Source organism: Burkholderia sp. BKH01, assembly GCF_025685725.1.
Classification (GTDB): Bacteria; Pseudomonadota; Gammaproteobacteria; order Burkholderiales; family Burkholderiaceae; genus Burkholderia; species Burkholderia pyrrocinia_C.
The window spans coordinates 275,776-298,694 of sequence record NZ_JAOTQT010000005.1 but is presented as its reverse complement, the minus strand read 5'-3'; the positions used below and the strand labels follow the sequence as shown (position 1 = coordinate 298,694).

The window sequence follows — 22,919 nt, the reverse complement described above, 5'->3', positions numbered from 1 at the left end:
AGCGCTTGTCTGCCGCCGCGGCTTTCGTCGCATTTGCATGAGCGGCAGAGCGGTTGACTTGCGAACACCACATCATGCGCCGCGCGTTCTTGCGGCGGCGCGATACCAACCGGCAGGCCATGCAGCCCGTCCGGACGAGACTTGTCGTACCTGAAAAGGAGGGGTTGATGATTTGCATTCCTGAATGGCGGAAGGCGATCCTGTCGTGCGCGGTGCTGGTGCTGCCGTTCGTCGCCGGTTGCGGCGGCGGTGACGATCCGGGGCCGATCAACGTGCCGCAGTGCTCGGGCAGCGCATGTGGGCCGAGCGGTCCGATCACGCAGCCGCCCGTCGTGACGAAGCTGTGCCCGGATTCGCTCGATTACACGACGACCTACACGGGCGGTTCCGGCAGCGGCGAATACGTGAAGGTGAAATTCGACACGACGAAGCTCACCTACCAGATGCAGTTCATCGAATCGTCGGTGCCGACGTCGGCAGGGCAAGTCAACAACACGCGCGCGGGCTTGACGATCAGCGGCGCGTTCCATCATCCGAGCAATCTCCCGACTGCCGAGCAGAACCGCTGCGCGTTCGTGCTCGATAGCGGCGCGACGAGCGACGGCGCGTATTCGGTGACGATCAATCGTGCCGATCCGCCGATGCTGTTCGTCGGCAATGGCGTGGTCGGCGGCGGGATTCCGGGCGCGACGATCGCGTTCCAGGGCCTCGAGCCGATTCCGGGTCTTGTCCTCGGCGTGGTGCCGTCGCGCACGTTCGATTTCTATCCGTTCATCGGCTTTGTCGAAACGGAAACCGACTTCACGAAGGTCGCGGGCAACTACAACGAGGTTGGCATTCACCTGTCGCCGGTCGGCACCAACTATCAGAACGTTCTGGCGCCCGTCGGCTGGCAGCCTGACGTGATCAACTGGAACCAGACGTTCAACGCGGATGGATCGTGCACGATCACGCCGGGCAGCGACTACTCGTGCCAGACCACTGGATCGCCATGGACGTTGCGCCAGAACACGGACGGATCGGCCGATAACGTCTTCGTGAGCAATGCGATGGCGAACCAGGTCGGCACGGTCGTCTATCCGTTCGCGGGGCAGGGGGCGGCCATCGTGATTCTGGCCCCCAGCCAGGCGAAGGGCATCATGATCGTCGGCAAGCTGAATGGCGTGCTGGTGCCGGTCGTGATTCGTGTTGGCTACACGCATATCGATACCAGCAACGTCCTTGCATCGGTCGCCGATGCCGAAGTCGGCATCTCGATGCTCTCGTCGACCAAGACGATCGCGGCGAATTCGCTGAAAGGCGGGTACATCGGTGCAACCAGCGCGTCGGCATGCGGCATCGTGACGTCCAACGGACCGACGGGTGCTTTCGCGACAGGCGGTCCGAGTTTCAACGTCAATATCCCGCATCCGGACTTGCCCGGAACCTTCAACGGCAACGCCTTCCTGCCGGAAGCGGGCACCTGCAACGACGGCACCGCCGTGTCGACGATCGCCGCGAACTACACGTCCACGCTGTTCCAGGGCAATACCGCGGCCTTCATCGATCCGCAGACGTCGTCGGTGAGCTCGCTGTTCGCGCTCGACTACACGCAGGCCACGCCCGGCAAGATCAAGGTCACGGCCACGCAGGACTTCAATGCGAAGGGTGCGAACGGCAACGTGGCGATCTTCAGCAAGGGCGATACGGGCTGGCTCGTGACGGCCGGTAACGTCTACGCGATGGTCGTCAACAACAGCAAGGTCAACCCGTTCTTCACGGTCGGCGCGTTCGTCCAGTAACCGCGCACTGAACACCTAACACCGGCGGCGCACGCGTCGCCGCCGGCGGAGCGAATTTCAAGAGGATTCCTATGAATTTGAAGCAATGGATGGCCGCGGCCTCGCTCGCGCCCGTGCTGGCCGCGTGCGGCGGAGACGGCGACCCGCCGCCCGCTCCGGTGGTCCGGCTGTGCCCGCAGACGATCGACTACAACACGGTGTTCATCGGCGGCTCCGGGTCGGGCGAGCTCGTGAAAGTGCAGCTCGACACCACGAAGATGACGTACCGGATGACCTACCTCGCGTCGCCGGCGCCGACCACCGCGGGCACCGTGCAGCCGACGCGCGACACGGCGCCCGCGAACGTGGTGGACGGCACGCTGGCCGACGAAACGGGCCTGCCGACCGTGAAGCTGAACCAGTGCACGTTCCGGATGCAGAACGCGAGCCTCGATCCCAGCCGGCCTGCGCGGCTGTTCCTCGGCGAAGGCGTGCTGGGCGGCGCGATTCCGGGCGCGACGATCCAGTTCGACGGCGTGATCGGCGTCGGCAGGATTCCGAAGACGACGTTCCCGTACTACCCGTTCATCAGCTTCTCGTCGCTGGAAACCGATCTCACGAAGATCGCCGGGACCTACAACCAGCTCGGCTATCACCAGGTGCCGTCGCAGAACTTCCAGCCGGTGGCGCTCGATCAGAAGGTGACGATCAACGCGGACGGCAGCTACGTCGAGACCGACAACTTCGGCAAGAAGAACGGCGGGCAGCCGCTTGCGTCGAGCGCGACCGTGAACCAGCCGTTCACGCTGCGCCCGGATGCGCCGGCGTTCCAGTCGCTCAACTACCAGCCGCAGATTCCGCCGACGCTCGCGGCGGTCGATCCGGCGAAGGCCGGCAAGGGGATCCTGATCGTCGGCAAGCTGCGCAACCAGCTCGTGCCGATCTTCATCCGCACCGGCGCCGCGAACGCGGACCTTACGCAGGGCCCGCCGAGCGCGGACGACGAATCGGGCATCTCGTTCCTGGGCCCGCAGACGGCGATCGCGCCGGGCTCGCAGAACGGCGAGTACACGGGTGTCGACAGCGCGTTCAACTACCGTGCGACCGCGCTCATCGGTGCGCAGGCGACGCTGCTCGATCCGTTCAACGCGTCGCAGGCCGCGCTTACGCGCGCACTGAACCTCGACTTCACGCAGAAGGTGCCGGGTGTCGTCACGACCGTGCATGCGGATGCGGCGTCGGGCCCGGCGACCGGCAAGTTCGTGTTCACCGGCGGCGTGTTCGGGTTCCTCGACATGAACGATACGAGCAATCCGTACTTCACGGTCGGCGCGTTCGTGCAGTGACCACACCCGGATGGAGACACGGCGGCGTCGCGCGCGAATGCGCGGCGCCCCGACAGAATGATGAGGAGACTTCATGAAGAAGCTGATTGTCGCGGGTGTCGTCGCAGGCATGTCGACGCTCGCATCGGCCCAGCAGGCGGGCGACAACGTCGCGACGCTGGGCTGGCTGCACATCATGCCGCAGGATTCGACCAACGGGCTGACGACGAATCTCGCGAACATGCCGATCAACGGGCCGCTGCGCCTGCCCGGGTCGTTCACGTCACCGGGGACGAGCCTGACGGTCAACAACGCCGATACGGTCGGCCTCACGCTCACGCACTTCTTCACCGACCACATCGCGGTGACGTCGGTGCTCGGCGTGCCACCCGAATTCACGCTGACCGGGCACGGCGTGATCCGGCCGCCGGGCCCGGCCGGCTCGCTCGGCTCGGTCGACATGGACAAGACGTCGAACCAGCCGGCCGTGAAGAACGCGCGGCAGTGGAGCCCGACGATCATCCTTCAGTACTACTTCAATGCACCGACGGCGAAGTTTCGCCCGTTCGTCGGGATCGGCGTGGCCTACAGCTGGTTCAGCAATATCGAGCTGAACGGCAACTTCGCGAAGGACATCAACGAGAACCTCGGCAGCGTGCTCGCGGCCGGTGCCGGCAAGCCGGGGCCGACGTCGGTGGAGGGCAAGGCGTCGTCGTCGTTCACGCCGGTCTACAACGTCGGCGCGAGCTATGCGATCGACAAGCACTGGGGGCTCACCGCGACGCTGACGTACATGCCGCTGAAAACCTACTCGTCGCTCGTGATCAAGGCGGCGGACGGTTCGACGCTCGCGACCACGCGCACGCGGCTGAAGGCCGATCCGCTGATCACGTTCGTCGGGATTTCCTACAAGTTCTGAGCCGTCCGGCGCGCATGACGCGCGCCGGACGGCTTCCTGCGGCCGGCTGGCCGGGTTGTTTCGGCCGGACGGTTGCGTTCCTGGCGGCATGCCGCCATTTGTGAAGAGAGGGGGCAGTTCAAATGAGCATTCGCAAAATCGTATCGCTTGTTGCTGCAGTGGCTTTCACCGCGGTTTCGGCCGCGCCTGCTTTCGCAGTCACCGTTTCGCGCGCCGACGGGCAGCCGATGAACCCGAACGGCGAACCGTTCTCCGTATCGGGGCTCACGAACCTCAGCAAGGGATCGATTGCCGCATCCTGCAACGCGACGTTCAACGGCACGATCACGTCGACCGGCATCGTCCACATCACGTCGACGCAGTTCACCGGCGGCGCCACGTGCGGGCTGATCAGCGGCAGCGCGAGCAGCACGTCGCCGTGGACGGGCCAGGCCGACAGCACGACGCAGTTGTCGATCAACAACGTGCAGGTGAACGTCGCGCTGCTCGGCGCGTGCGGCCCGAGCAAGGTGGTAACGGCATGGAACGATCCGAACTCGTCGCTGACGTTCAATAACGCCGCATTGACGCCGAATTGCACGGTGTCCGGCACGGTCACGACGTCGCCGAAGTTCCACGTGCAGTAAGCGCCGCTCGATCGAAACGTGGCGCCCGCCGTGCGTGAGGGCCGTGCGGCATGCGCGGCGGGTGTCCGCGGCTTCGATGCATTCGTGCCGTCGCGCGTATCGGCGCGACGGCCGATTGGCCGCCCGTGTCGCGATCCGATGCGGGCGGACCTACAAGGTCGGCACGGTTCACCGCTATGACCGAAACAACATTATTCCAATTGGCCAGAACATTCCCGGACGACCCATGCTCACCGACCCAGCGAAGTATGGCGATGCCCGCGGCGCGACGCCCGACCGGCTGCGCACGGCCGCGTGGCTGCAGTACCTGATCGAACATCTCGGCGCTGCCGCTTGCGTGGCGGCGGCGGGCGACGCCGGCGACACGACCGTCGTTGCGTCACAGGCGATACGCATGAGGGCAGGCGGGAGCCTTTCTCGCGACGCAACGGAGATTCTTCACCGGCTTGCGCCGTGGATCGCAACGGATGGCGGCGGCTGCGCTTGCGACGCGACCGACCCGCTCGGCGCGTGCTCGCACGTGCCTTCCGCGCAGCAGCTCGCCGAAGCCGAACGCTGCTGCCCCGGTTCGCGCGCCGTGTTCGAAGCCGCGCACGGCGTGATCGATGCGTGCGCGTTCGACGATCCCGATGTCGGCTGGGCCGCGCTCGCGCGGATTGCCGGCGGTGTCGAATGCAACGGCGAAGACGCTGGCGAACGCACCGCAGATGAAAGAGACGGGCAGGGCGAGACGCCCTTTGCGAAGAACCTGAGAGAAAGGCTGGCCGTCGTCGCGGCGACGAGTGCGGACGCATCGGCCCGTCCCGGCGCGATCATCGACGCGATCGTGCTGCGCGTGTGCGGCCCGCGCGACGACGCATCACGCATCGACGAGATGGCCGCGCTGGCGATGTTCTCGGCCGAGCTCGCCGCCGGCAACGGGATTTCCGTTGTCGCGTACGGCGGTCAGCACAACCTCGTTGCGCGGGCGATCCGCACGCATCGGGCCGATCTCGCGTCGGTGGACGGGCTGCTTGCTGCGCTGTCCGTGTGCCGGCTCGACCGACTCGTCGGCGCGGGCAGCTTCTGGGCGTACTACTTGCTGGCGGGTATCGTGATCGAAGCGCCGGACGCGGTGCGGGAAATCGGCCGTCGTTTTCATGGCGACATCTGGCAGACGTGGCTCGATGACGTGCTCGCGCGGCCGATGGTCAGCCGCTTCGGACCGAAGGAGGATGTCGCGTTCGAGCGCCTGCGCGACGCGATGAGCCTGACGTCACGATGGAACCCGATCGTCCGCGCAAAGCGGATGCGCACGCGGGCCATGCCAACCTGACCGACAGCGCGGCAGCCGCAGATCCGAGCCGCATCGACCGGACGCAGTATGATTCCGCAGACGATGCCGGCGTTCGATCGATTCGGAGTACCCGACCGCTGGCGCCGCCGAAGATCCGCCAAGCTTGTCGAAAGCCGGACGCGAGACGCAGTCGCGTGAGAGCGCCGCTGCCGAACCCGCGTCCGGATCACCTTCATCGATACGGTCAGTCAGATGTCAAAGCAAAACAAGAAAATCCTTCTCCTGAGCGTCAGCGCCGGCGCCGGGCATACCCGCGCGGCCGAAGCGATCCGCGCATTCGCCGGCAGTCATCCCGCCGGCATCGAAGCCACCCACCTGGACGTGATGGATTTCGTGTCCACCGGTTTCCGCAAGCTGTACACCGATCTCTACATCAAGCTCGTCAGCAGCCAGCCGGCGCTGTGGGGCTACCTGTACCAGAAGACCGACGAGGTCGATCCCGCCGCGCCATCGCAGAAAATCCGGCGCGCGATCGAGCGGCTCAACTGCCGGCAGTTGCTCGCGGAGATCGAACGGCAGCGCCCGGACGCGATCATCTGCACGCACTTCCTGCCCGCCGAACTGCTGTCGCGCGAGATCCGCAAGGGCCGCGTCGACACACCGGTGTGGGTGCAGGTCACCGATTTCGACCTGCACAGCATGTGGGTCGTGCCGAACATGCGCGGCTACTTCGCGGCCAACGACGAGATCGCATGGCGCATGCACGCCCGCGGCATGGCGCCTGAAACGGTGCATGTCAGCGGCATTCCGATCATGCCGGCGTTCGGTCTGCCGCTCGAGCGCGCGGCCTGCGCGGCCGAATTCGGCCTCGATCCCGCGCGACCGACGTTCCTGATGATGTCCGGCGGCGCGGGCCTCGGCGGGCTCGACGTGCTGGCGACGCGGCTGCTGGAAATGGACGCCGATTTCCAGTTGATCGCGCTGGCCGGCAAGAACCAGGCGATGCTGGCGTCGCTGCAGACGCTTGCCGCGAAGCATCCGGGCCGGCTCTTTCCGCAGGGCTTCACGCAGCAGGTCGAGCGCCTGATGGCCTGTGCCGACCTCGTCATCACGAAGCCGGGCGGCCTGACGACGTCCGAATGTCTCGCGATGAAGCTGCCGATGATCGTCAACTCGCCGATTCCGGGCCAGGAAGAGCGCAATGCGGATTTCCTGCTCGAACAGGGCGTCGCGCTGAAGGCTATCGACGACGATGCGCTCGTCTACCGGATCCGCGCGCTGCTGCAGACGCCGGAGCGCCTGGCCGACATGCGCCGCCGCCTGGCCCCGCTCGGGCGGCCGCTGGCCGGACGCTTCGTGCTCGATCGCGTGCTCGGCCTGGAGCCTGCCGCATGAGCGTCGCGCGATTTGTGCCGACGCGCCATACGCTGTTCGTCGTCGCGTGGGTCGTGTTGCTCGCGTTCTTTTTCGCGAACGTCGAGATCCAGATCGAGGGCAGCGCGGGCTGGGCCGCCAACCTGCCGACCTGGCGCATCGACAAGCACTGGCTGCTCGACATCTTCTGGGGCGGGCGCCCGATGACCGGATACCACGCGTGGGTGTTTCCGTTCGTCGCGCTGTTCTTCCACCTGCCGCCCGTGTTCAACGGGCGCTGGTCGTGGCGCATCGAAGCCCGCATCATCGCGTGCATCATGGTGTTCTGGCTGACCGAGGATTTTCTGTGGTTCGTGCTGAATCCCGCCTATGGTCTTGCCCGCTTCAACCCGGCCAACGTGCCGTGGCATATCCACTGGCTGGGCGTGGCGCCCACCGACTACTGGACCATGAGCGCCGCCGCGATCGTCCTGTTCATCCTGTCGCGCGAGCACAAGCGCGCATTCCACTGAACACCGAACCAACATGAAAATCGCCTTCATTGCCGCGATCGCCGTCACGCTTGCCGGGCTCGTGCAGCCGGCATACGCGGACCCGGCTTCCGGCGTTGCGGCCCGACCGATCGCGGCCCGACCGATCCAATGGGCGCAAAACATTGCCGATGCGCGCGTGAACAACCTGCATCGCATCACGCCGACGCTGTACCGCAGCGCGCAGCTCTCGCGGGAAGACGTGCCGGAATTGCAGAAGCTCGGCATCCGCAAGGTCATCAGCTTCCGTGCGTTTCACGCGGACGACAGCATCCTGGCCGGCACGCAGATCACGATGCAGCGCATCCGGATCAACACGTGGTATATCCGCGACGAAGACATGGTCGCCGCGCTGAAGGCGCTGCGGACCGCCGACCAGGATGGTCCTGTGTTGATCCACTGCCAGCACGGCGCCGATCGCACGGGGCTCGTGTCCGCGCTGTACCGGATGGTGTACCAGGGCTGGACGCGCGAGCAGGCGCTCGACGAGTTGCAGCACGGCGGCTACGGGTTCCATCCGGTCTGGCAGAACATCACGAATTACCTGAAGCACGTCGACGTCGAGCGTTTGCGGCGAGAGGTCGACAACGGCTGAGCCGGAAAGGAAAAACGCCGCTGACGGCAATCGTCAGCGGCGTTTCGTACATCAGTCGAAGACGGGCAGCACGCCCGCCGTCGTCAGACCGTCTCCGGTTGCCTCACGGCCTTCGCGACATCGCGCGCGAGCGCGCCGTTCGCGACGAAATACGGCACGTCCACACGCGCGAGCGGCTGCTTCCCACGAATCTTGTCGGCGATCTTCTCCGCGATCATGATCGTCGGCGCGTTCAGGTTGCCGGTCGTGATGATCGGCATGATCGACGCATCGACGACGCGCAGGCCTTCCAGCCCGTGCACGCGCCCCTCTTCGTCGACCACCGCCATGTCGTCGTAACCCATCTTGCACGAGCACGACGGATGGAACGCGGTCTCCGCGCGGGCACGCACGAACGCGTCGAGCTCCTGGTCGCTCTTGCAGTCGGCGCCCGGGTTCAGCTCGCGGCCGCGATAGCGGTCGAGCGCGGGCTGCCGCATGATCTCGCGCGTCGCGCGGATCGCATCGCGGAACTCGCGCCAGTCGAGCGCTTCGGCCATGTAGTTGAACAGGATGCTCGGATGCTGGTTCGGATCGCGCGAGCGCAGTTTCACGCGGCCGCGGCTCGGCGAGCGCATCGAGCCGACGTGCGCCTGGAAGCCGTGCATCTCGATCGCGTTCGAGCCGTTGTAGTTGATCGCCACCGGCAGGAAGTGATACTGGATGTTCGGCCAGGGATCGTCGTCGCGCGTGCGGATGAAGCCGCCCGCCTCGAAGTGGTTGCTCGCGCCGAGGCCGGTGCCGTTCAGCATCCATTCGAGGCCGATCTTCGGCTGGTTCCACCACTTGAGCGCCGGGTACAGCGACACGGGCTCCTTGCACTCGTACTGGATGTACATCTCCAGGTGGTCCTGCAGGTTCTGGCCGACGCCGGGCAGGTCGAGCACGACGGGAATGTCGAGTTCCTTCAGCCACGCGCCGGGGCCGACGCCCGAGCGCTGCAGCAGTTGCGGCGATGCGATCGCACCGCTGCACACGAGCACTTCGCGGCGCGCATGCGCGGTCGCTCGCTCGCTGCCGCGCAGGTACGTGACGCCCGATGCGCGCTTGCCGTCGAACAGGATGCGGTCGGCGAGCGCGTGCGTGACGATCTCGAGGTTCGGCCGCGCACGCGCCTGGTCGAGATAGCCGCGCGCGGTGCTCGCGCGTCGGCCGCGCGGCGTGACGGTGCGGTCCATCGGGCCGAAGCCTTCCTGCTGATAGCCGTTCAGGTCGTCGGTGCGCGGATAACCGGCCTGCACGCCCGCGTCGATCATCGCCTCGAACAGCGGGTTCACGCCCGGCTTGCTGGTCGTGACCGACACGGGGCCGTTGCCGCCGTGGTAATCGTTCGGGCCGACGTCGCGCGTCTCGGCTTTCTTGAAGTACGGCAGGCAGTCGAGATACGTCCAGTTCTCGAGGCCCTTGTGCGTCGACCAGTTGTCGTAGTCGAGCGCGTTGCCGCGGATGTAGCACATGCCGTTGATCAGCGACGAGCCGCCGAGCCCCTTGCCGCGACCGCATTCCATCCGGCGGTTGTCCATGTGCGGCTCGGGGTCGGTCTCGTACGCCCAGTTGTAGCGGCGGCCCTGCAGCGGATAGGCGAGGGCGGCCGGCATCTGCGTGCGGAAGTCGAAGCGGTAGTCGGGGCCGCCCGCTTCGAGCAGCAGCACCGTGACGTCCGGATCTTCCGTCAGGCGCGTTGCGAGCACGTTGCCCGCGGAACCTGCGCCGCAGATGATGTAGTCGTATTCGCGTGTCGTCATGACGGGTTCTCCTCCTTCAAGAATCAAAACACCGGGTTGTAGCGGCCGAGCTCGACCTGCACCGACTTGATCCGAGTGTAGTGCTCGAGCGTCGTGATGCCGTTCTCGCGTCCGACACCGGATTGCTTGTATCCGCCAACCGGCATTTCGGCCGGCGATTCGCCCCACGTGTTGATCCAGCAGATGCCGGCTTCGAGGCGATGGATCGTGCGATGCGCGCGCGACAGGTTCTCGGTCACGACGCCGGCAGCAAGGCCGTAGTGCGTGTCGTTCGCGCGGGCGATTACTTCGTCCTCCGATTCGAAATCGAGGATGCTCATCACCGGCCCGAAGATTTCCTCGCGGACGATCTTCATGTCGTCGCGGCAATCGCCGAACACGGTCGGCGCGACGTACTGGCCGCTGCCGAAGTGGCCGTCGGTCAGGCGCGTGCCGCCCGCGAGCAGCTTCGCGCCTTCGGCCTTGCCGCTTTCGATGAAGCCGAGCACCTTGTCGAGCTGCGCAGCCGACACGAGCGGGCCGAAGTTGGTATCGGCATCGGTCGGCTTGCCGACGCGGATGCGCTTCACGCGTTCGAGCACACGCTGCGTGAACGCGTCCTTGATCGAGCGGTGCACGAACACGCGCGTGCCGTTCGTGCAGACCTGGCCCGAGCTGAAGAAGTTGGCGGTCACCGCGATGTCGGCCGCGCGGTCGAGGTCCGCATCGTCGAACACGATCAGCGGCGACTTGCCGCCGAGCTCCATCGTCACTTCCTTCAGCGACGATGCGCCGGCCAGCGACATCACCTTCTTGCCGGTCTCGACGCCGCCCGTGAACGACACCTTCGCGATGTCCGGGTGGCCCGTGAGCAGCGCGCCGACGGAACCGTCGCCCTGCACGACGTTGAACACGCCGGCCGGCAGGCCGGCTTCCGTATAGATTTCCGCGAGCTTCAGCGCGGTCAGCGGCGTGACTTCGCTCGGCTTGAACACCATCGCATTGCCGGCGGCGAGCGCGGGCGCCGTCTTCCAGCACGCGATCTGGATCGGGTAGTTCCATGCGCCGATGCCCGCACACACGCCGAGCGGTTCGCGGCGCGTGTAGACGAACGAATCGGCGCGCAGCGGCACTTGCAGCCCTTCGATCGCGGTCGCGAGGCCCGCGTAGTACTCGATCACGTCCGCGCCGGTGACGATGTCGACCGCGAGCGTCTCGCCGATCGGCTTGCCCGTGTCGCGCGTTTCCAGCGCCGCGAGCTCGTCGTTGCGCTCGCGCAGCAGGTCGACCGCGCGGCGCAGGATGCGCGAGCGCTGCATCGCGGTCATCGCGGCCCATTCGCGCTGGCCTTCCTGCGCGGACGCAACCGCACGATCGACGTCGGCCGCGCTCGCCTGCTGCACCTGCGCGAGCAGTTCGCCAGTGGCGGGATCGAAGGTGTCGAAAGTCTTGCCGCTCGTGGCGTCGACGTAACCGCCGCCGATGTAGAGGCGCTGCAAACCGAATACGGACATGAGGATCTCCTTGAGGGCGACTGCGTAGCGTCAGTCGGACGCGAGCAGCAGGTCGATGTAATCGTGGGCGAGCTTCAGTGCCGCCCGGGTGTCGATCGGGCCGCCGGCGAGCGCGCCGCGCAGCCACAGGCCGTCGATCAGCGCGGCGAGGCCGCTGGCGGCTTCGCGCGCCTTCTTGCGCGGCAATGCCTTCGCGAATTCGGCGCACAGGTTCGAATGGAGGCGCCGCGTGTTGACGTGCTGCAGGCGCTTGAGCATCGGGTCGTGCATGCTCTGCGACCAGAACGCGAGCCAGGTCTTCATCACGGGCGCGCTGACCTGCGTGTCGTCGAAGTTCGCGGCGACGACCGCGCGCAACCGCGAACGCGGATCCTTGCGGGCCGCCACGCGACGGCGCGTGGTGGCCGACCACAGGTCGCGCAGCACGTGCCGCATCGTCGCTTCGAGCAGGCCGTCCTTGTCGCCGAAGTAGTGGCTGACGATGCCCGTCGAGATCTTCGCGCGTTGCGCGACCGATGCGAGCGTCGTGCCGGGCAGGCCCGCTTCGTCGATCGAACGCAGCGTGGCGTCGATCAACTGCGCGCGGCGAATCTCCCGCATTCCGACTTTCGGCATCGCGACTCCCTTCGCCCGGGCGGGCCAATCCATGGAAGTCGAGAGCTTAGCGGTTTTTTATTGAACGTTCAATCAACAAAAAAATAGGGGTCGGACGGTGGCGGAGTGCTCGGCAGTGCGGCGGACCGACCGTTTGCCGCGATGTGCAGGTGCGGAAAAATGAATTGAAAGGAGATTAAATAAGTTGGAGTTTGTTTAAAACGGTTTGTGAAAAGGTGATGCAATGCGGCGGAAAATTTCCGGCTTCGTTTCTATTACAAAACGAAAGAGTGTGGAGGTCTGCAATATTCTCCGCGATGTGAAATTGTGAGTTCCTGTCATGAAGATCGGCAATGTCATAAAATCCGTTTAAATCGAATGATTTAAATGCGACATCTGTATGAATATAAAGGGAAATATTTGATTTTTGAACGGTGAGTCAGATTGCTCGCAAACGATTGCCGTCGCGTTTAATTTGATCGCGTTTACCATAAAAAATGATGAAAGAATTTGAATCCGGCGTATTCCCGGGTCGAGTAGAGGGAATCGTTGGGGTGACTTGAGTCAGTAATATTGTCCGTATTAGTATGGCGCCGCACCACGAGGAATGAATGAGCGCCGCCGGCATTTGCCGCGGTGCGTCGGCAATGGGCGCGGCGCCGCACCGCGCGCGGGGCCGGCGCCAGCCATTGCGCACCTGCAGCATGCCGCGACGTCGAGACGCCGCATCCACCGGAGAACGACGATGCCGACCGAAAAACACGTGGTCCCGCTGCCGAATGGTCTGAAGGTCTACGTCGAACGGAACGTGTTCGACCCGGCATTCGACACGGCGATGCTCGTCAACGGCGCGCTCGCGACGACCGCGTCGTTCGGGCAGACCGTCCAGTATCTGGGCGAGCGGATGAACACGATCTGCTTCGACCTGCCGTACGCGGGGCAGTCGCGCCAGCACAACCCTGGCTGCTTCATCCTGACCAAGGACGACGAAGCCGCGATCCTCCAGCATCTGGTCGAGCGCTTCGCGCCGGCGTTCCTCGTGTCGGTGTCGTGGGGCGGCGTTGCATCGCTGTTCGCGCTCGCGCGCGGCTGCCCGAGCGTGCGGCGCGCGGCGATCTGCTCGTTCTCGCCGTTCCTGAACGACGCGATGGTCGACTACGTGACGCGCGCACGCGATCACATCGCGGCCGGCGAGAACCTGAAGGCCGCGCAGCTGCTGAACGATACCGTCGGCCGCTACCTGCCGCGCATCATGAAGCTGTACAACTACCGGTATCTCACGCGTCTGCCGCGCGACGAGCAGGACCAGGTCGCGTTCCACGTCGACCAGATCCTGTCGCTGCAGCCCGAGCGCTACTTCAGCGAGTTCTCGAACATCGGCTGCGAACTGCTGTTCCTGAACGGCGAGCGCGACGAATACACGACGCCGGCCGACGTTCGCCAGCTCGGCGCGCACGTGTCGCGCGCGCGGTTCGCGACGGTGCCGGACGCCGGCCATTTCCTCGACATCGAGGGCCGCGCGCAGCGCGAATACACGCGCTCGGCGCTGCTCGATTTCTTCTGCGACGGGGCGCCGGTCGCGGCCGGCGTGGCGCGCGCCGCCGCGCATGCGTGCGTGCCGGCGCCGATGCACGCGCTGTCGTCGTGACGCCGCACGTCGTGCCGCGGGCCCGGCCCGCGCATCCGAATTCCCATCCCAACGAGGCAGGCCAGCCGTGAATATCGTTCAGACCATCGCCATCGTCGTTCCCTGGGCCGCATGGCTCGCGTACTGGATCGCCACGTCGCAGGGCGTGAAGACGACCGTGCGCAAGGAAGCATCGCGCTCGCGCACGCTGCAGTCGATTCCGCTGATCGTCGGCGGCGCGCTGATCATCCTGCCCGATCCGTCATGGCAGGCGCTCGTGCCCGACTGGCAACGCTTCGGCCTGCAGGCGCAATGCGGGCTCGCGGTGCTGGTCGCGGGCCTGCTGTTCTCGGTGTGGGCGCGACTGCATCTCGGCACGAACTGGAGCGTGTCCGTCACGCTCAAGGAAGACCACGAACTCGTGCGCACGGGGCCGTACGCGCTCGTGCGTCATCCGATCTACACGGGCTGCCTGCTCGCGCTCGCCGGTGCCGCGCTGATCGGCGGCGAATGGCGCGGCGCGATCGGCGTGCTGCTCGTGTTCGCGTCGCTCGCCTACAAGGTGCGTGTCGAGGAGAGCTGGCTGACCGGGTATTTCGGGCCGGCGTACACGCAGTATCGCCGCGAAGTCTCGGCGCTGATTCCCGGCTTCTACTGATTCCCGCGAGGCGCGCGATGGCGAAGATGATCGTGACCGCGATCGGCTCGGCGGGCGACGTGCATCCGTTGCTCGGCGTCGCGCGCACGCTCGCGGCGCGCGGTCACGCCGTCGTGTTCTGCACGCACGCGCCGTTCGAGGCGGCCGTGCGTCGTTGCGGTTTCGAATTCGTGCCGGTCGGCACCGCGGCCGAATACGAGGCCGCGATGGCGAATCCAGCGCTGTGGAACCCGCGCACGTCGTTCCGCACGCTGTGGCAGGTGATCGCGCCGATGCTGCGCCCGCATTACGACGCGCTGCATGCGCTGACCGACGACGATACGGTGCTCGTCGGCACGCTGTGGGCGTTCTCCGCGCGCTTCATGCAGGAGCTGCACGGCACGCCGTACGTATCGGTGCAGGTGTCGCCGTCGACGCTGCTGTCCGCGCATGCGCCGCCGACGCACCCGCGCCTGACGATTCCCGCGCGCTGGCCGCTGCGGGTGAAGTCGGCGCTGATGACGCTGATCGAGCGGCAGGTGCTCGACCGCGTATGCGGCCCCGCGCTCGACACGGTGCGCCACGAACTCGGGCTCGCGCCCGCGCGGCGCGTGCTCGGCCGCTGGCTGCATTCGACCGACGGCGTGCTGTGCCTTTTCCCCGGCTGGTTCGCGCCGCCGCAGCCCGACTGGCCGGCGAATCATCTGCAAAGCGGCTTTCCGTTGTTCAACGATATCGCGGCGCCTGACGAAGATGCGGAACTCGATGCGTTTTTCGCGGCCGGTGAACCACCGGTCGTGTTCACGGCCGGCTCGACGCTCGTCGATCACGCGGCGTATGCGCGCGCGGTGGCGGACGCGCTGCGCACGACCGGCGCGCGTGGGGTCCTGCTGACGCCGCACGATGCAGCACCGGACGACAACCGGCTGCTCGTGCGCCGCTTCGTGCCGATGCGCACGCTGCTGCCGCGTTGCCGCGCGCTCGTGCATCACGGCGGGATCGGCACCGCGGCGCTCGCATACGAAGCCGGGATCGTGCAGGTCGTGACGCCGTTCGCGCACGACCAGTTCGACAACGCGCAACGCGTCGCGGCGAGCGGCTGCGGCGTGCGTGTCGACGGCTCGGTCGATGGCGCGCGTCTCGGTGCGGCGCTTGCGCACGTGCTCGACGAACCCGCATTCGCGGTGCATGCGGAGCGCGCGCGTGCGCTGCTCGCCGCCGCGCCGGACGGCTGCAGCGCGGCTGCCGATTTCATCGAACGGTTCGCGCCGAAGCGCGGGCGGGCGGCCGCGCGGGCCGATGTCGCGGTGGCCGGCGCATGAGCACCGCGTCGCCGCTTCACGATGCGCCCGTCGCGCCGTCCGCGTTCGATGCGCCGGCCCCGGCCCCCGCGCCGGCCGCGCAGCCGGTGCGCGGCATCCGGCTCGCGCTGCTGACCTTCGCGCTGTCGCTCGCGACCTTCATCGAGGTGCTCGACTCGACCGTGACGAACGTCGCGGTGCCGGCGATCTCCGGCAGTCTCGGCGTATCGAACAGCCAGGGCACGTGGGTGATCAGTTCGTATTCGGTCGCGGCCGCGATCGCGGTGCCGCTGACCGGCTGGCTCGCGCGCCGCGTCGGCGAATTGCGGCTGTTCGTCGGCGCGGTGCTGCTGTTCACGCTGACGTCGCTGCTGTGCGGGCTCGCGCGCGACCTGCACGTGCTGGTGATCTGCCGCGCGCTGCAAGGGCTGTGCTCGGGGCCGATGGTGCCGCTGTCGCAGACGATCCTGCTGCGCACGTTCCCGCCGGACAAGCGCACGATCGCGCTCGCGCTGTGGGCGATGACGGTGCTGCTCGCGCCGATCTTCGGGCCGGTGGTCGGCGGCTGGATCGTCGACAACTTCTCGTGGCCGTGGATCTTCCTGATCAATTTGCCGATCGGGCTGTTCTCGTTCGCGGTCTGCACCGCGATGCTGCGCCCCGACGCGCAGCGCGGCGCGGCCGGCCCGATCGACGTGCCGGGCATCGTGCTTCTCGTGATCGGTGTCGGCTCGCTGCAGGCGATGCTCGATCTCGGCCACGATCGCGGCTGGTTCGATTCGCCGCTGATCGTCACGCTCGCGGTGGTCGCGGCGCTCGCGATCGTGTCGCTGCTGATCTGGGAGGCGGGTGAAGCGCACCCCGTCGTCGATCTCGGCCTGTTTCGCGACCGCACGTTCTCGTTCTGCGTGCTGATCATCTCGCTCGGGATGATGAGCTTCTCGGTGGTCGGCGTCGTGTTCCCGCTATGGATGCAGGCCGTGATGGGCTACAACGCATTTCACGCGGGGCTCGCCACGGCATCGCTCGGCGTGCTCGCGCTCGTGTTCTCGATCCTCGTCGGGCTGCATGCGCACCGCTTCGACGCGCGCGTGCTCGCGACGTTCGGCTTTCTCGTGTTCGCGGCCGTGCTCGCGTGGGACGCGCATTTCACGCTGAAGATGACGTTCGCGCAGATCGCCGCGCCCGGGCTGATCCAGGGGATCGGGCTGCCGTGCTTCTTCATCCCGCTGACCGCCGCGACGTTGTCGCGCATTCCGGACGACCGGCTCGCCGCCGCGTCGAGCCTGTCGAACTTCCTGCGCACGCTGTCGGCCGCGTTCGGCACCGCGATGAGCGTGACGCTGTGGGACAACCGCGCGACCTATCACTACGACGTCGTGTCGCAATCCGTCACGCATGCGTCGGCGAACACGCAGCGCTTCGTGCACACGCTGAACGCGATGGGCGTGGACGGCGTGCGCGAGCTGACGACGCTGCACCAGGTCGTGATGCAGCAGGCTTACATGATGGCGACGAACGACATGTTCTGGATGGCGAGCATGACCTGCCTCGTGCTCGCGGCGATGATGTGGCTGACGCGGCCGAAGCGCGGCGCGGCGGCGTCCTTCGGGCATTGAGGAGACGAACATGACGACACTCGGCGCACTCGTGATCCTGTATCACCCGAGCGACGCGCAGCTCGACGCGCTTGGCGCGTGGCGGCATGCGTGCGACGCGTTGCTCGTCGTCGACAACACGCCGCAGCCCGATGCGCGGGCGCGCGACCGGTGCGCGCGCGAAGGCATCGCGCTGTTGCATCACGGCAACCGCGGCGGGATCGCGGGCGCGTACAACGCGGGGCTCGCGGCGCTGTTTCGCGATCGCATCGATGCGGTTGCGCTGTTCGACCAGGATTCGTCGGTGCCGGCCGCGTATTTCCCGGCGATGCGCGATGTCTGCGCGGGGCTCGCGGGGCGTGCGTTCCTGGCCGGCCCGCGCATCTTCGACGAGAACGCGCGCAGCTTCCTGCCCGAACTCTCGACCAACGGGATCGGGCTGCGCCGCCTGCGCATCGAGCCGGGCGCGCCGCTGCAGCGCTGCGCGTTCCTGATCTCGTCGGGCTGCGTCGTATCGCGCGACGCGTTCGACGTGCTCGGCCGGTTCGACGAGACGCTGTTCATCGATCACGTCGACACCGAATACAGCTTCCGCGCACTGTCGCGCAACGTGCCGCTTTATGTCGTGCCGTCGCTGGTGCTGCCGCACCGGATCGGCGCGAAGCAGCGTCACGCGATCGGCCCTTTTGAAATGACGTCGATGAATCACTCGTGGCAACGGCGCTACTACAGCGCGCGCAATGCGGTGCAGCTCGGGATGCAGTACGGGCTGCGCTTTCCGGTGGCGATCGTGCCGAACCTGCTGACCGTGTGGCAGGTCGTGCAGATCGCGCTCGTCGAGCGCGACAAGCGCGCGAAGCTCGCCGGCATTCTGTTCGGTGTCGCCGATGGCCTGTTCGGCCGGCTCGGCCCGCTCGAACGCACGCGGCCGCGGCTCGTTGCGCGCGAAGCGCATTCGGCAAGGGTGAGGGCACGATGAGGCGTATGAAAAAGGCGGCAGGTCTGGCGTGTGGCGTGCAACGCGGCTCGATGATCGCGGCGGCGGCCGTGCTGCTGGCACTGGGCGGATGCGTGCCGTCGGGCTTCCTGCCGTCGCTGTCGCTGCGCGCGCCGGCCGGCGATGCGCTCGCGCACACGGCCGGCCCCGGCGCGAACGGCGCGTGGCCGTCGCCCGACTGGGTGAAGCAGTTGCAGGATCCGCAGCTCGACGCACTGGTGACGGAAGCATCGCAGAACAACCCCGATCTGCAGGTCGCGCAGGCGCGGCTGCGGATCGCGCAGGCGCAGCTTCGGCAGTTCGATTCGCTGACGGGGCTGACGGGCACCGCCGGCGCTACGGTCAGCCGCGCGCGGATGCCGAAGCCCGGCGACATCGCCGACGTGACGGCCGGCGGCTATCGCGTGCCGGTCGAGATATTCGGCGATCCGAACGTATCGCCGTCGTCGGTGTTCGTCGGGCTGAACTACCAGCTCGACCTGTGGGGGAAGAACCGCGCCGCGACGAAAAGCCTGATGTCGCTGCGCGATGCGGCCGCCGTCGAGGCCGAACAGGTGCGGCTCACGCTCGCCGTCGCGATCGTCACCGTGTACTGCCAGCTCGACCAGGCGTACGCGGTGCGCGACCTGCTGCAGCAGAAGCTGAAGATCAGCCAGCGGGTGACGGCCGTGCTGCGCGAGCGCACCGCGCGCGGCCTCGACAACGCGTACGACGCGAGCGACGCGTCGATCAAGCGCAGTCGCCTGCTTGAACAGATCGCGCTGAACGACGAGCAGATCAAGCTCGCGCAACTGCAGCTCGGCGTGCTGTCGGGCCGCGGCCCCGAGCGCGGGCTCTCGCTGCAGCGGCCGCGCGTCGGCGCGTTCGCGGGCAGCGCGGTGCCGGCGCGGCTGCCGGCCGACCTGCTCGGCCGTCGGCCCGACATCGTCGCCGCGCGGCTGCGCGTCGAAGCCGCGTTCGCGAATGCCGATTCGACGCGCGCGCAGTTCTATCCGGACGTGAACCTCGTCGCGCTCGGCGGCGTATTCGCGCTCACACCCGCATCGCTGTTCTCGCGCGACTCGCTTGCAGGCTCCGTCGGCCCGGCGATCTCGCTGCCGATCTTCGATCGCGGCCGGCTCAAGGCGAAGCTCGGCGCGGATGTCGCGCAGGCCGACGTCGCGATCGGGTTGTACAACAAGACCGTTGACGATGCGCTCGGGCAGGTCGCGCAGCTCGTCACGTCGCTGCAAACTTCGCAGACGCTCGTCACGCAGCAGCAGGACGCGGTGGCCGCCGCGCAGAAGATCGTGCAGATCGCGGCCGACCGCCATCGGCGCGGCGTGCTGATGCAGAAGGATGTCGATGTCGCGGATCTCACGCTGATCGACGAGCGCGCGCAGATGATCGCGTTGCTCGGCCGGCAGCGGGCGCTGCGCGTCGGGTTGATCGGCGCGCTCGGCGGCGGGTTCGATGCGGGCGCAACGGTTGCGCAGGCGCCGGTGGTGCATCAGGCGCGCAGCGGAGCGGCAAGACGCGGTGCGGCGACCGCGGCGGCCGCCGGCACGGCTGCGACCGCGAATCGGGCGGCGGCGGGTACGTCGAACGACGCGCGCCCGGGGAGCGTGGCAGTGCCGCCGGCTACCGGTACGGCGAGTTCCGCACCCGCAACCGCAACCGCATCGCGTAACGACGCGGCGCGTCCGTCGACGGTCGGTGCGACCAACCCCGGCGCGACGCCTCGCGGTACGCCTGTTCTCGCGCGCACGGCATCGGCGAGCCCGGCGCCGGGCCAGTCGGTCATGCCGGCGATCCCTGTCTTTCAGCACGATCGTCTGATCGTTACGCAAAGCGACTGATGCACCACGACAACCTTCATACCGCCGCGCAACCGGCCGCGCTGAACGATCCGGCACTCGATGCGCGCCGCGCAACGCGCCGCAAGCGCTTCACGGTGTTCTTCGCGGTCGTGCTGCTCGCCGCGCTCGCGTGGATCGCGTTCTGGCTGTTGAGCGGCCGCTATTACGAAGACACCGACGACGCGTATGTCGCGGGCAGCATCGTGCAGGTCGCTGCGCAGATTCCGGGCGCCGTGACCGACGTGCTGGTTGCCGATACGCAGGCCGTGCGCGCCGGGCAGACGCTCGTGCGGCTCGACGACACCGAGGCGTCCGTCGCGTTCGCGCAGGCGAAGGCGCAGCTCGCGCAGGCCGTGCGGCAGGTCGCGAACGCGAAGATCTCGAACACGATGTACGTCGAGGCCGTGAACGCGCGGCGCGCTGACCTGTCGCTCGCGCAGCGCGCGCTGGTCGCGCGCTCGGGCGCGTCGGTCGAGATCGTCGCACCCGAGGAGCTGGCGCGTGCGCGCGCGGCGGTGGCCGGCGCGCAGGCGAATCTCGCGGCCGCGCAGGCGCAGCTCGATGCCGCGCGCGCGCTCGGCAGCAAGCTGCCGGTCGACGAAAGTCCGGCCGTCGTGCAGTCGGCCGCGCAGTTCAAGCTCGCGTACCGGAACCTGAAGCGCACGACGATCGTCGCGCCCGTCGACGGCACGATCGGGCAGCGCTCGGTGCAGGTCGGCCAACAGGTCGGGCCCGGCGTGCCGCTGATGTCGGTCGTGCAGTTGAACCGGCTGTGGATCGAGGCGAATTTCAAGGAAGGGCAGATTCGCCACATGCGCGTCGGGCAACCGGTCGAGGTCGTGTCGGATCTCTATGGCACCCGTGTTGCCTATCGCGGCCGCGTGCAGGGGTTCTCGGCGGGCACGGGCAGCGCGTTTTCGATGCTGCCGTCGCAGAACGCGGCCGGCAACTGGATCAAGGTCGTGCAGCGCGTGCCGGTGGTGATCGCGATCGATCCGCGCGATCTCGCCGCGCATCCGCTGCGCGTCGGGCTGTCGATGCGCGCGACGGTCGACACGCACGACCGCAATGGCCATGCGCTCGACAGCGAGCCGCCGACGCCGGCCGTCAGCACGCGCGTGCATGACGGCGTCGCGAGCGAGGCGGAGGCGGCTGCCGCGGCGGTCATCCGCGAGAATCAGGGCGGGTAACGCACGCCGAAAAAAGGGCAGGGCCGGTCATCAGGATCGGTCCGACCCGAGATGCGTCCCGCCGCGTCCCGGCTGCTCCGTCGTTTCCCGCTCGACTTTCGTATTTCCGCCATCGATGTCGGCGCCGTTCAAACACATGTCGCGTTTGAGACATCGGCGCCCCTGCCTCCGGGACTACTCTCGAACAGCACGTTGCGTGTGCGCCGCATTGGCCGGCGCGCCGCCGCGCCATCCAACGAGACATGGAGACAATACGATGAGCAGCAATCGAGGTGTCGTCTATCTTGGACCGGGCCAGGTCGAAGTCCAGAGCATCGATTATCCGAAGATGGTCGATCCGAGCGGCCGCGCGATCGGCCACGGCGTGATTCTGAAAGTGGTCAGCACGAACATCTGCGGTTCCGACCAGCATATGGTGCGCGGCCGCACGACCGCACCGGTCGGCCTCGTGCTCGGTCACGAGATCACGGGCGAAGTGGTCGAGGTGGGTCGCGACGTCGAGACGCTGAAGATCGGCGATCTCGTGTCGGTGCCGTTCAACGTCGCGTGCGGCCGCTGCGCGATGTGCAAGGACACGCATACGGGCGTGTGCCTGAACGTGAATCCGTCGCGTGCCGGCGGTGCATACGGCTACGTCGACATGGGCGGCTGGATCGGCGGCCAGGCCGAATACGTGCTCGTGCCGTATGCCGATTTCAACCTGCTCAAATTCCCCGACCGCGACCAGGCGATGGCGAAGATTCGCGATCTGACCTGCCTGTCCGACATTTTGCCGACCGGCTATCACGGTGCGGTCAGTGCGGGCGTGAAGCCGGGCTCGACCGTCTATATCGCGGGCGCGGGCCCGGTCGGGATGGCGGCGGCCGCGTCGGCGCGCCTGCTCGGCGCGGCCGTGACGATCGTCGGCGACATGAACGCCGAGCGCCTCGCGCACGCGAGGGCGATGGGCTTCGAGACGGTCGACCTGTCGAAGGACGCGTCGCTCGGCGAACAGATCGAGCAGATTCTCGGCGTGCCCGAGATCGATTGCGCGGTCGACTGCGTCGGCTTCGAGGCGCACGGCCACGGTTCGTCGGGCCACTCGGAGGAAGCACCCGCGACGGTGCTGAACTCGCTGATGGAAATCACGCGGCCGGCCGGCGCGATCGGCATCCCGGGCCTGTACGTGACCGACGATCCGGGCGCGAAGGACAAGGCCGCGCAGCACGGCAGCCTGAGCATCCGCTTCGGCCTCGGCTGGGCGAAGTCGCATTCGTTCTTCACGGGCCAGACGCCGGTGCTGAAGTACAACCGCAACCTGATGCAGGCGATCCTGTTCGACCGCCTGCCGATCGCGAAGATCGTCAACGTCGAGGTGATCTCGCTCGACCAGGCGCCGGAAGGCTACAAGAAGTTCGACGGCGGCGCGCCGCGCAAATTCGTCATCGACCCGCACGGGTTGCTGGCGGCCTGATG

The 22,919-nt window shown here is 67.2% G+C and carries 19 protein-coding genes; 16 read left to right on the top strand and 3 right to left on the bottom strand.

Annotated features, from left to right (window positions below; genetic code table 11):
• The first annotated feature begins 167 nt into the window (after nt 1-167).
• The 8 genes from OEJ37_RS11270 (at nt 168) to OEJ37_RS11235 (ending at nt 8,405) form a co-directional block, all read left to right on the top strand.
• The gene (locus OEJ37_RS11270) at nt 168-1,781 is read left to right on the top strand and encodes a DUF2957 domain-containing protein (RefSeq protein ID WP_263344323.1); all 1,614 of its coding nucleotides are present in this window, start codon (nt 168-170) and stop codon (nt 1,779-1,781) included.
• A gap of 71 nt (nt 1,782-1,852) precedes the next feature.
• Entirely contained in the window at nt 1,853-3,106 is a 1,254-nt protein-coding gene (locus OEJ37_RS11265; protein ID WP_263344322.1) for a DUF2957 domain-containing protein, read from the top strand.
• Between the two features lie 73 nt (nt 3,107-3,179).
• Nucleotides 3,180-4,004, top strand: coding sequence for an OmpW/AlkL family protein (locus tag OEJ37_RS11260; RefSeq protein ID WP_065501258.1), 825 nt, complete (start codon nt 3,180-3,182; stop codon nt 4,002-4,004).
• A gap of 122 nt (nt 4,005-4,126) precedes the next feature.
• Nucleotides 4,127-4,630: an activator protein gene (locus OEJ37_RS11255; RefSeq protein WP_152858237.1), complete on the top strand. Its 504-nt coding sequence runs from the start codon at nt 4,127-4,129 to the stop codon at nt 4,628-4,630.
• Nucleotides 4,631-4,856: 226 nt separating this feature from the next.
• On the top strand, nt 4,857-5,945 hold the full coding sequence (locus OEJ37_RS11250; protein ID WP_263344321.1) for a hypothetical protein: 1,089 nt from the start codon (nt 4,857-4,859) through the stop codon (nt 5,943-5,945).
• A 213-nt stretch (nt 5,946-6,158) separates the two neighbouring features.
• Entirely contained in the window at nt 6,159-7,301 is a 1,143-nt protein-coding gene (locus OEJ37_RS11245) for an MGDG synthase family glycosyltransferase (protein WP_174417620.1), read from the top strand.
• The gene (locus tag OEJ37_RS11240; RefSeq protein WP_263344320.1) at nt 7,298-7,792 is read left to right on the top strand and encodes a hypothetical protein; all 495 of its coding nucleotides are present in this window, start codon (nt 7,298-7,300) and stop codon (nt 7,790-7,792) included. The genes OEJ37_RS11245 and OEJ37_RS11240 overlap by 4 nt, the downstream gene beginning before the upstream one ends.
• Nucleotides 7,793-7,805: 13 nt before the next feature.
• Nucleotides 7,806-8,405 carry a dual specificity protein phosphatase family protein gene (locus tag OEJ37_RS11235; RefSeq protein ID WP_263344319.1) on the top strand — a complete coding sequence of 200 codons (600 nt, stop codon included), beginning with the start codon at nt 7,806-7,808 and terminating at the stop codon, nt 8,403-8,405.
• Nucleotides 8,406-8,488: 83 nt separating this feature from the next.
• Here OEJ37_RS11235 and betA read toward each other — a convergent pair whose 3' ends face one another.
• Genes betA through betI form a run of 3 tightly spaced genes read right to left on the bottom strand, consistent with a single transcriptional unit; the run spans nt 8,489 to nt 12,297 of the window.
• Nucleotides 8,489-10,189, bottom strand: coding sequence for a choline dehydrogenase (betA, locus tag OEJ37_RS11230; RefSeq protein ID WP_263344318.1), 1,701 nt, complete (start codon nt 10,187-10,189; stop codon nt 8,489-8,491).
• 23 nt (nt 10,190-10,212) lie between these two features.
• Nucleotides 10,213-11,682 (bottom strand): betaine-aldehyde dehydrogenase, encoded by a 1,470-nt coding sequence (betB, locus tag OEJ37_RS11225; RefSeq protein WP_263344317.1) that lies wholly within the window; start codon nt 11,680-11,682, stop codon nt 10,213-10,215.
• 30 nt (nt 11,683-11,712) lie between these two features.
• Nucleotides 11,713-12,297, bottom strand: coding sequence for a transcriptional regulator BetI (gene betI, locus OEJ37_RS11220; protein ID WP_174417613.1), 585 nt, complete (start codon nt 12,295-12,297; stop codon nt 11,713-11,715).
• Between the two features lie 724 nt (nt 12,298-13,021).
• Here betI and OEJ37_RS11215 point away from each other — a divergent pair.
• From OEJ37_RS11215 to fdhA, 8 genes are all read left to right on the top strand, one after another.
• Nucleotides 13,022-13,924: an alpha/beta fold hydrolase gene (locus OEJ37_RS11215; RefSeq protein ID WP_175944016.1), complete on the top strand. Its 903-nt coding sequence runs from the start codon at nt 13,022-13,024 to the stop codon at nt 13,922-13,924.
• Between the two features lie 67 nt (nt 13,925-13,991).
• Complete coding sequence (locus tag OEJ37_RS11210; RefSeq protein ID WP_175918506.1) at nt 13,992-14,561, top strand: methyltransferase family protein; 570 nt, start codon at nt 13,992-13,994, stop codon at nt 14,559-14,561.
• Between the two features lie 17 nt (nt 14,562-14,578).
• Nucleotides 14,579-15,862: a glycosyltransferase gene (locus OEJ37_RS11205; RefSeq protein ID WP_263344316.1), complete on the top strand. Its 1,284-nt coding sequence runs from the start codon at nt 14,579-14,581 to the stop codon at nt 15,860-15,862.
• Nucleotides 15,859-17,460 carry a DHA2 family efflux MFS transporter permease subunit gene (locus OEJ37_RS11200; protein ID WP_174417609.1) on the top strand — a complete coding sequence of 534 codons (1,602 nt, stop codon included), beginning with the start codon at nt 15,859-15,861 and terminating at the stop codon, nt 17,458-17,460. Before OEJ37_RS11205 ends, OEJ37_RS11200 begins: the two co-directional genes overlap by 4 nt.
• 10 nt (nt 17,461-17,470) lie before the next feature.
• Nucleotides 17,471-18,418, top strand: a complete 948-nt coding sequence (locus OEJ37_RS11195; protein WP_263344315.1) for a glycosyltransferase family 2 protein — start codon at nt 17,471-17,473, stop codon at nt 18,416-18,418.
• Nucleotides 18,415-20,274, top strand: coding sequence for an efflux transporter outer membrane subunit (locus OEJ37_RS11190; protein ID WP_411859255.1), 1,860 nt, complete (start codon nt 18,415-18,417; stop codon nt 20,272-20,274). Before OEJ37_RS11195 ends, OEJ37_RS11190 begins: the two co-directional genes overlap by 4 nt.
• Complete coding sequence (locus OEJ37_RS11185) at nt 20,274-21,464, top strand: efflux RND transporter periplasmic adaptor subunit (RefSeq protein ID WP_263344313.1); 1,191 nt, start codon at nt 20,274-20,276, stop codon at nt 21,462-21,464. Before OEJ37_RS11190 ends, OEJ37_RS11185 begins: the two co-directional genes overlap by 1 nt.
• Before the next feature lie 256 nt (nt 21,465-21,720).
• A complete protein-coding gene (gene fdhA / locus OEJ37_RS11180) occupies nt 21,721-22,917 on the top strand; it encodes a formaldehyde dehydrogenase, glutathione-independent (protein WP_129515652.1) in 1,197 nt (398 codons plus the stop codon).
• Nucleotides 22,918-22,919 lie beyond the last annotated feature (2 nt).

What these genes read in the sequence shown, in the direction of transcription:
- OEJ37_RS11270 (WP_263344323.1), top strand. Translation starts at nt 168, where the DNA reads ATGATTTGCATTCCTGAATGGCGGAAGGCGATCCTGTCGTGCGCGGTG.
- OEJ37_RS11265 (WP_263344322.1), top strand. Translation starts at nt 1,853, where the DNA reads ATGAATTTGAAGCAATGGATGGCCGCGGCCTCGCTCGCGCCCGTGCTG.
- OEJ37_RS11260 (WP_065501258.1), top strand. Translation starts at nt 3,180, where the DNA reads ATGAAGAAGCTGATTGTCGCGGGTGTCGTCGCAGGCATGTCGACGCTC.
- OEJ37_RS11255 (WP_152858237.1), top strand. Translation starts at nt 4,127, where the DNA reads ATGAGCATTCGCAAAATCGTATCGCTTGTTGCTGCAGTGGCTTTCACC.
- OEJ37_RS11250 (WP_263344321.1), top strand. Translation starts at nt 4,857, where the DNA reads ATGCTCACCGACCCAGCGAAGTATGGCGATGCCCGCGGCGCGACGCCC.
- OEJ37_RS11245 (WP_174417620.1), top strand. Translation starts at nt 6,159, where the DNA reads ATGTCAAAGCAAAACAAGAAAATCCTTCTCCTGAGCGTCAGCGCCGGC.
- OEJ37_RS11240 (WP_263344320.1), top strand. Translation starts at nt 7,298, where the DNA reads ATGAGCGTCGCGCGATTTGTGCCGACGCGCCATACGCTGTTCGTCGTC.
- OEJ37_RS11235 (WP_263344319.1), top strand. Translation starts at nt 7,806, where the DNA reads ATGAAAATCGCCTTCATTGCCGCGATCGCCGTCACGCTTGCCGGGCTC.
- betA (WP_263344318.1), bottom strand. Translation starts at nt 10,189, where the DNA reads ATGACGACACGCGAATACGACTACATCATCTGCGGCGCAGGTTCCGCG.
- betB (WP_263344317.1), bottom strand. Translation starts at nt 11,682, where the DNA reads ATGTCCGTATTCGGTTTGCAGCGCCTCTACATCGGCGGCGGTTACGTC.
- betI (WP_174417613.1), bottom strand. Translation starts at nt 12,297, where the DNA reads ATGCCGAAAGTCGGAATGCGGGAGATTCGCCGCGCGCAGTTGATCGAC.
- OEJ37_RS11215 (WP_175944016.1), top strand. Translation starts at nt 13,022, where the DNA reads ATGCCGACCGAAAAACACGTGGTCCCGCTGCCGAATGGTCTGAAGGTC.
- OEJ37_RS11205 (WP_263344316.1), top strand. Translation starts at nt 14,579, where the DNA reads ATGGCGAAGATGATCGTGACCGCGATCGGCTCGGCGGGCGACGTGCAT.
- OEJ37_RS11200 (WP_174417609.1), top strand. Translation starts at nt 15,859, where the DNA reads ATGAGCACCGCGTCGCCGCTTCACGATGCGCCCGTCGCGCCGTCCGCG.
- OEJ37_RS11195 (WP_263344315.1), top strand. Translation starts at nt 17,471, where the DNA reads ATGACGACACTCGGCGCACTCGTGATCCTGTATCACCCGAGCGACGCG.
- OEJ37_RS11190 (WP_411859255.1), top strand. Translation starts at nt 18,415, where the DNA reads ATGAGGCGTATGAAAAAGGCGGCAGGTCTGGCGTGTGGCGTGCAACGC.
- OEJ37_RS11185 (WP_263344313.1), top strand. Translation starts at nt 20,274, where the DNA reads ATGCACCACGACAACCTTCATACCGCCGCGCAACCGGCCGCGCTGAAC.
- fdhA (WP_129515652.1), top strand. Translation starts at nt 21,721, where the DNA reads ATGAGCAGCAATCGAGGTGTCGTCTATCTTGGACCGGGCCAGGTCGAA.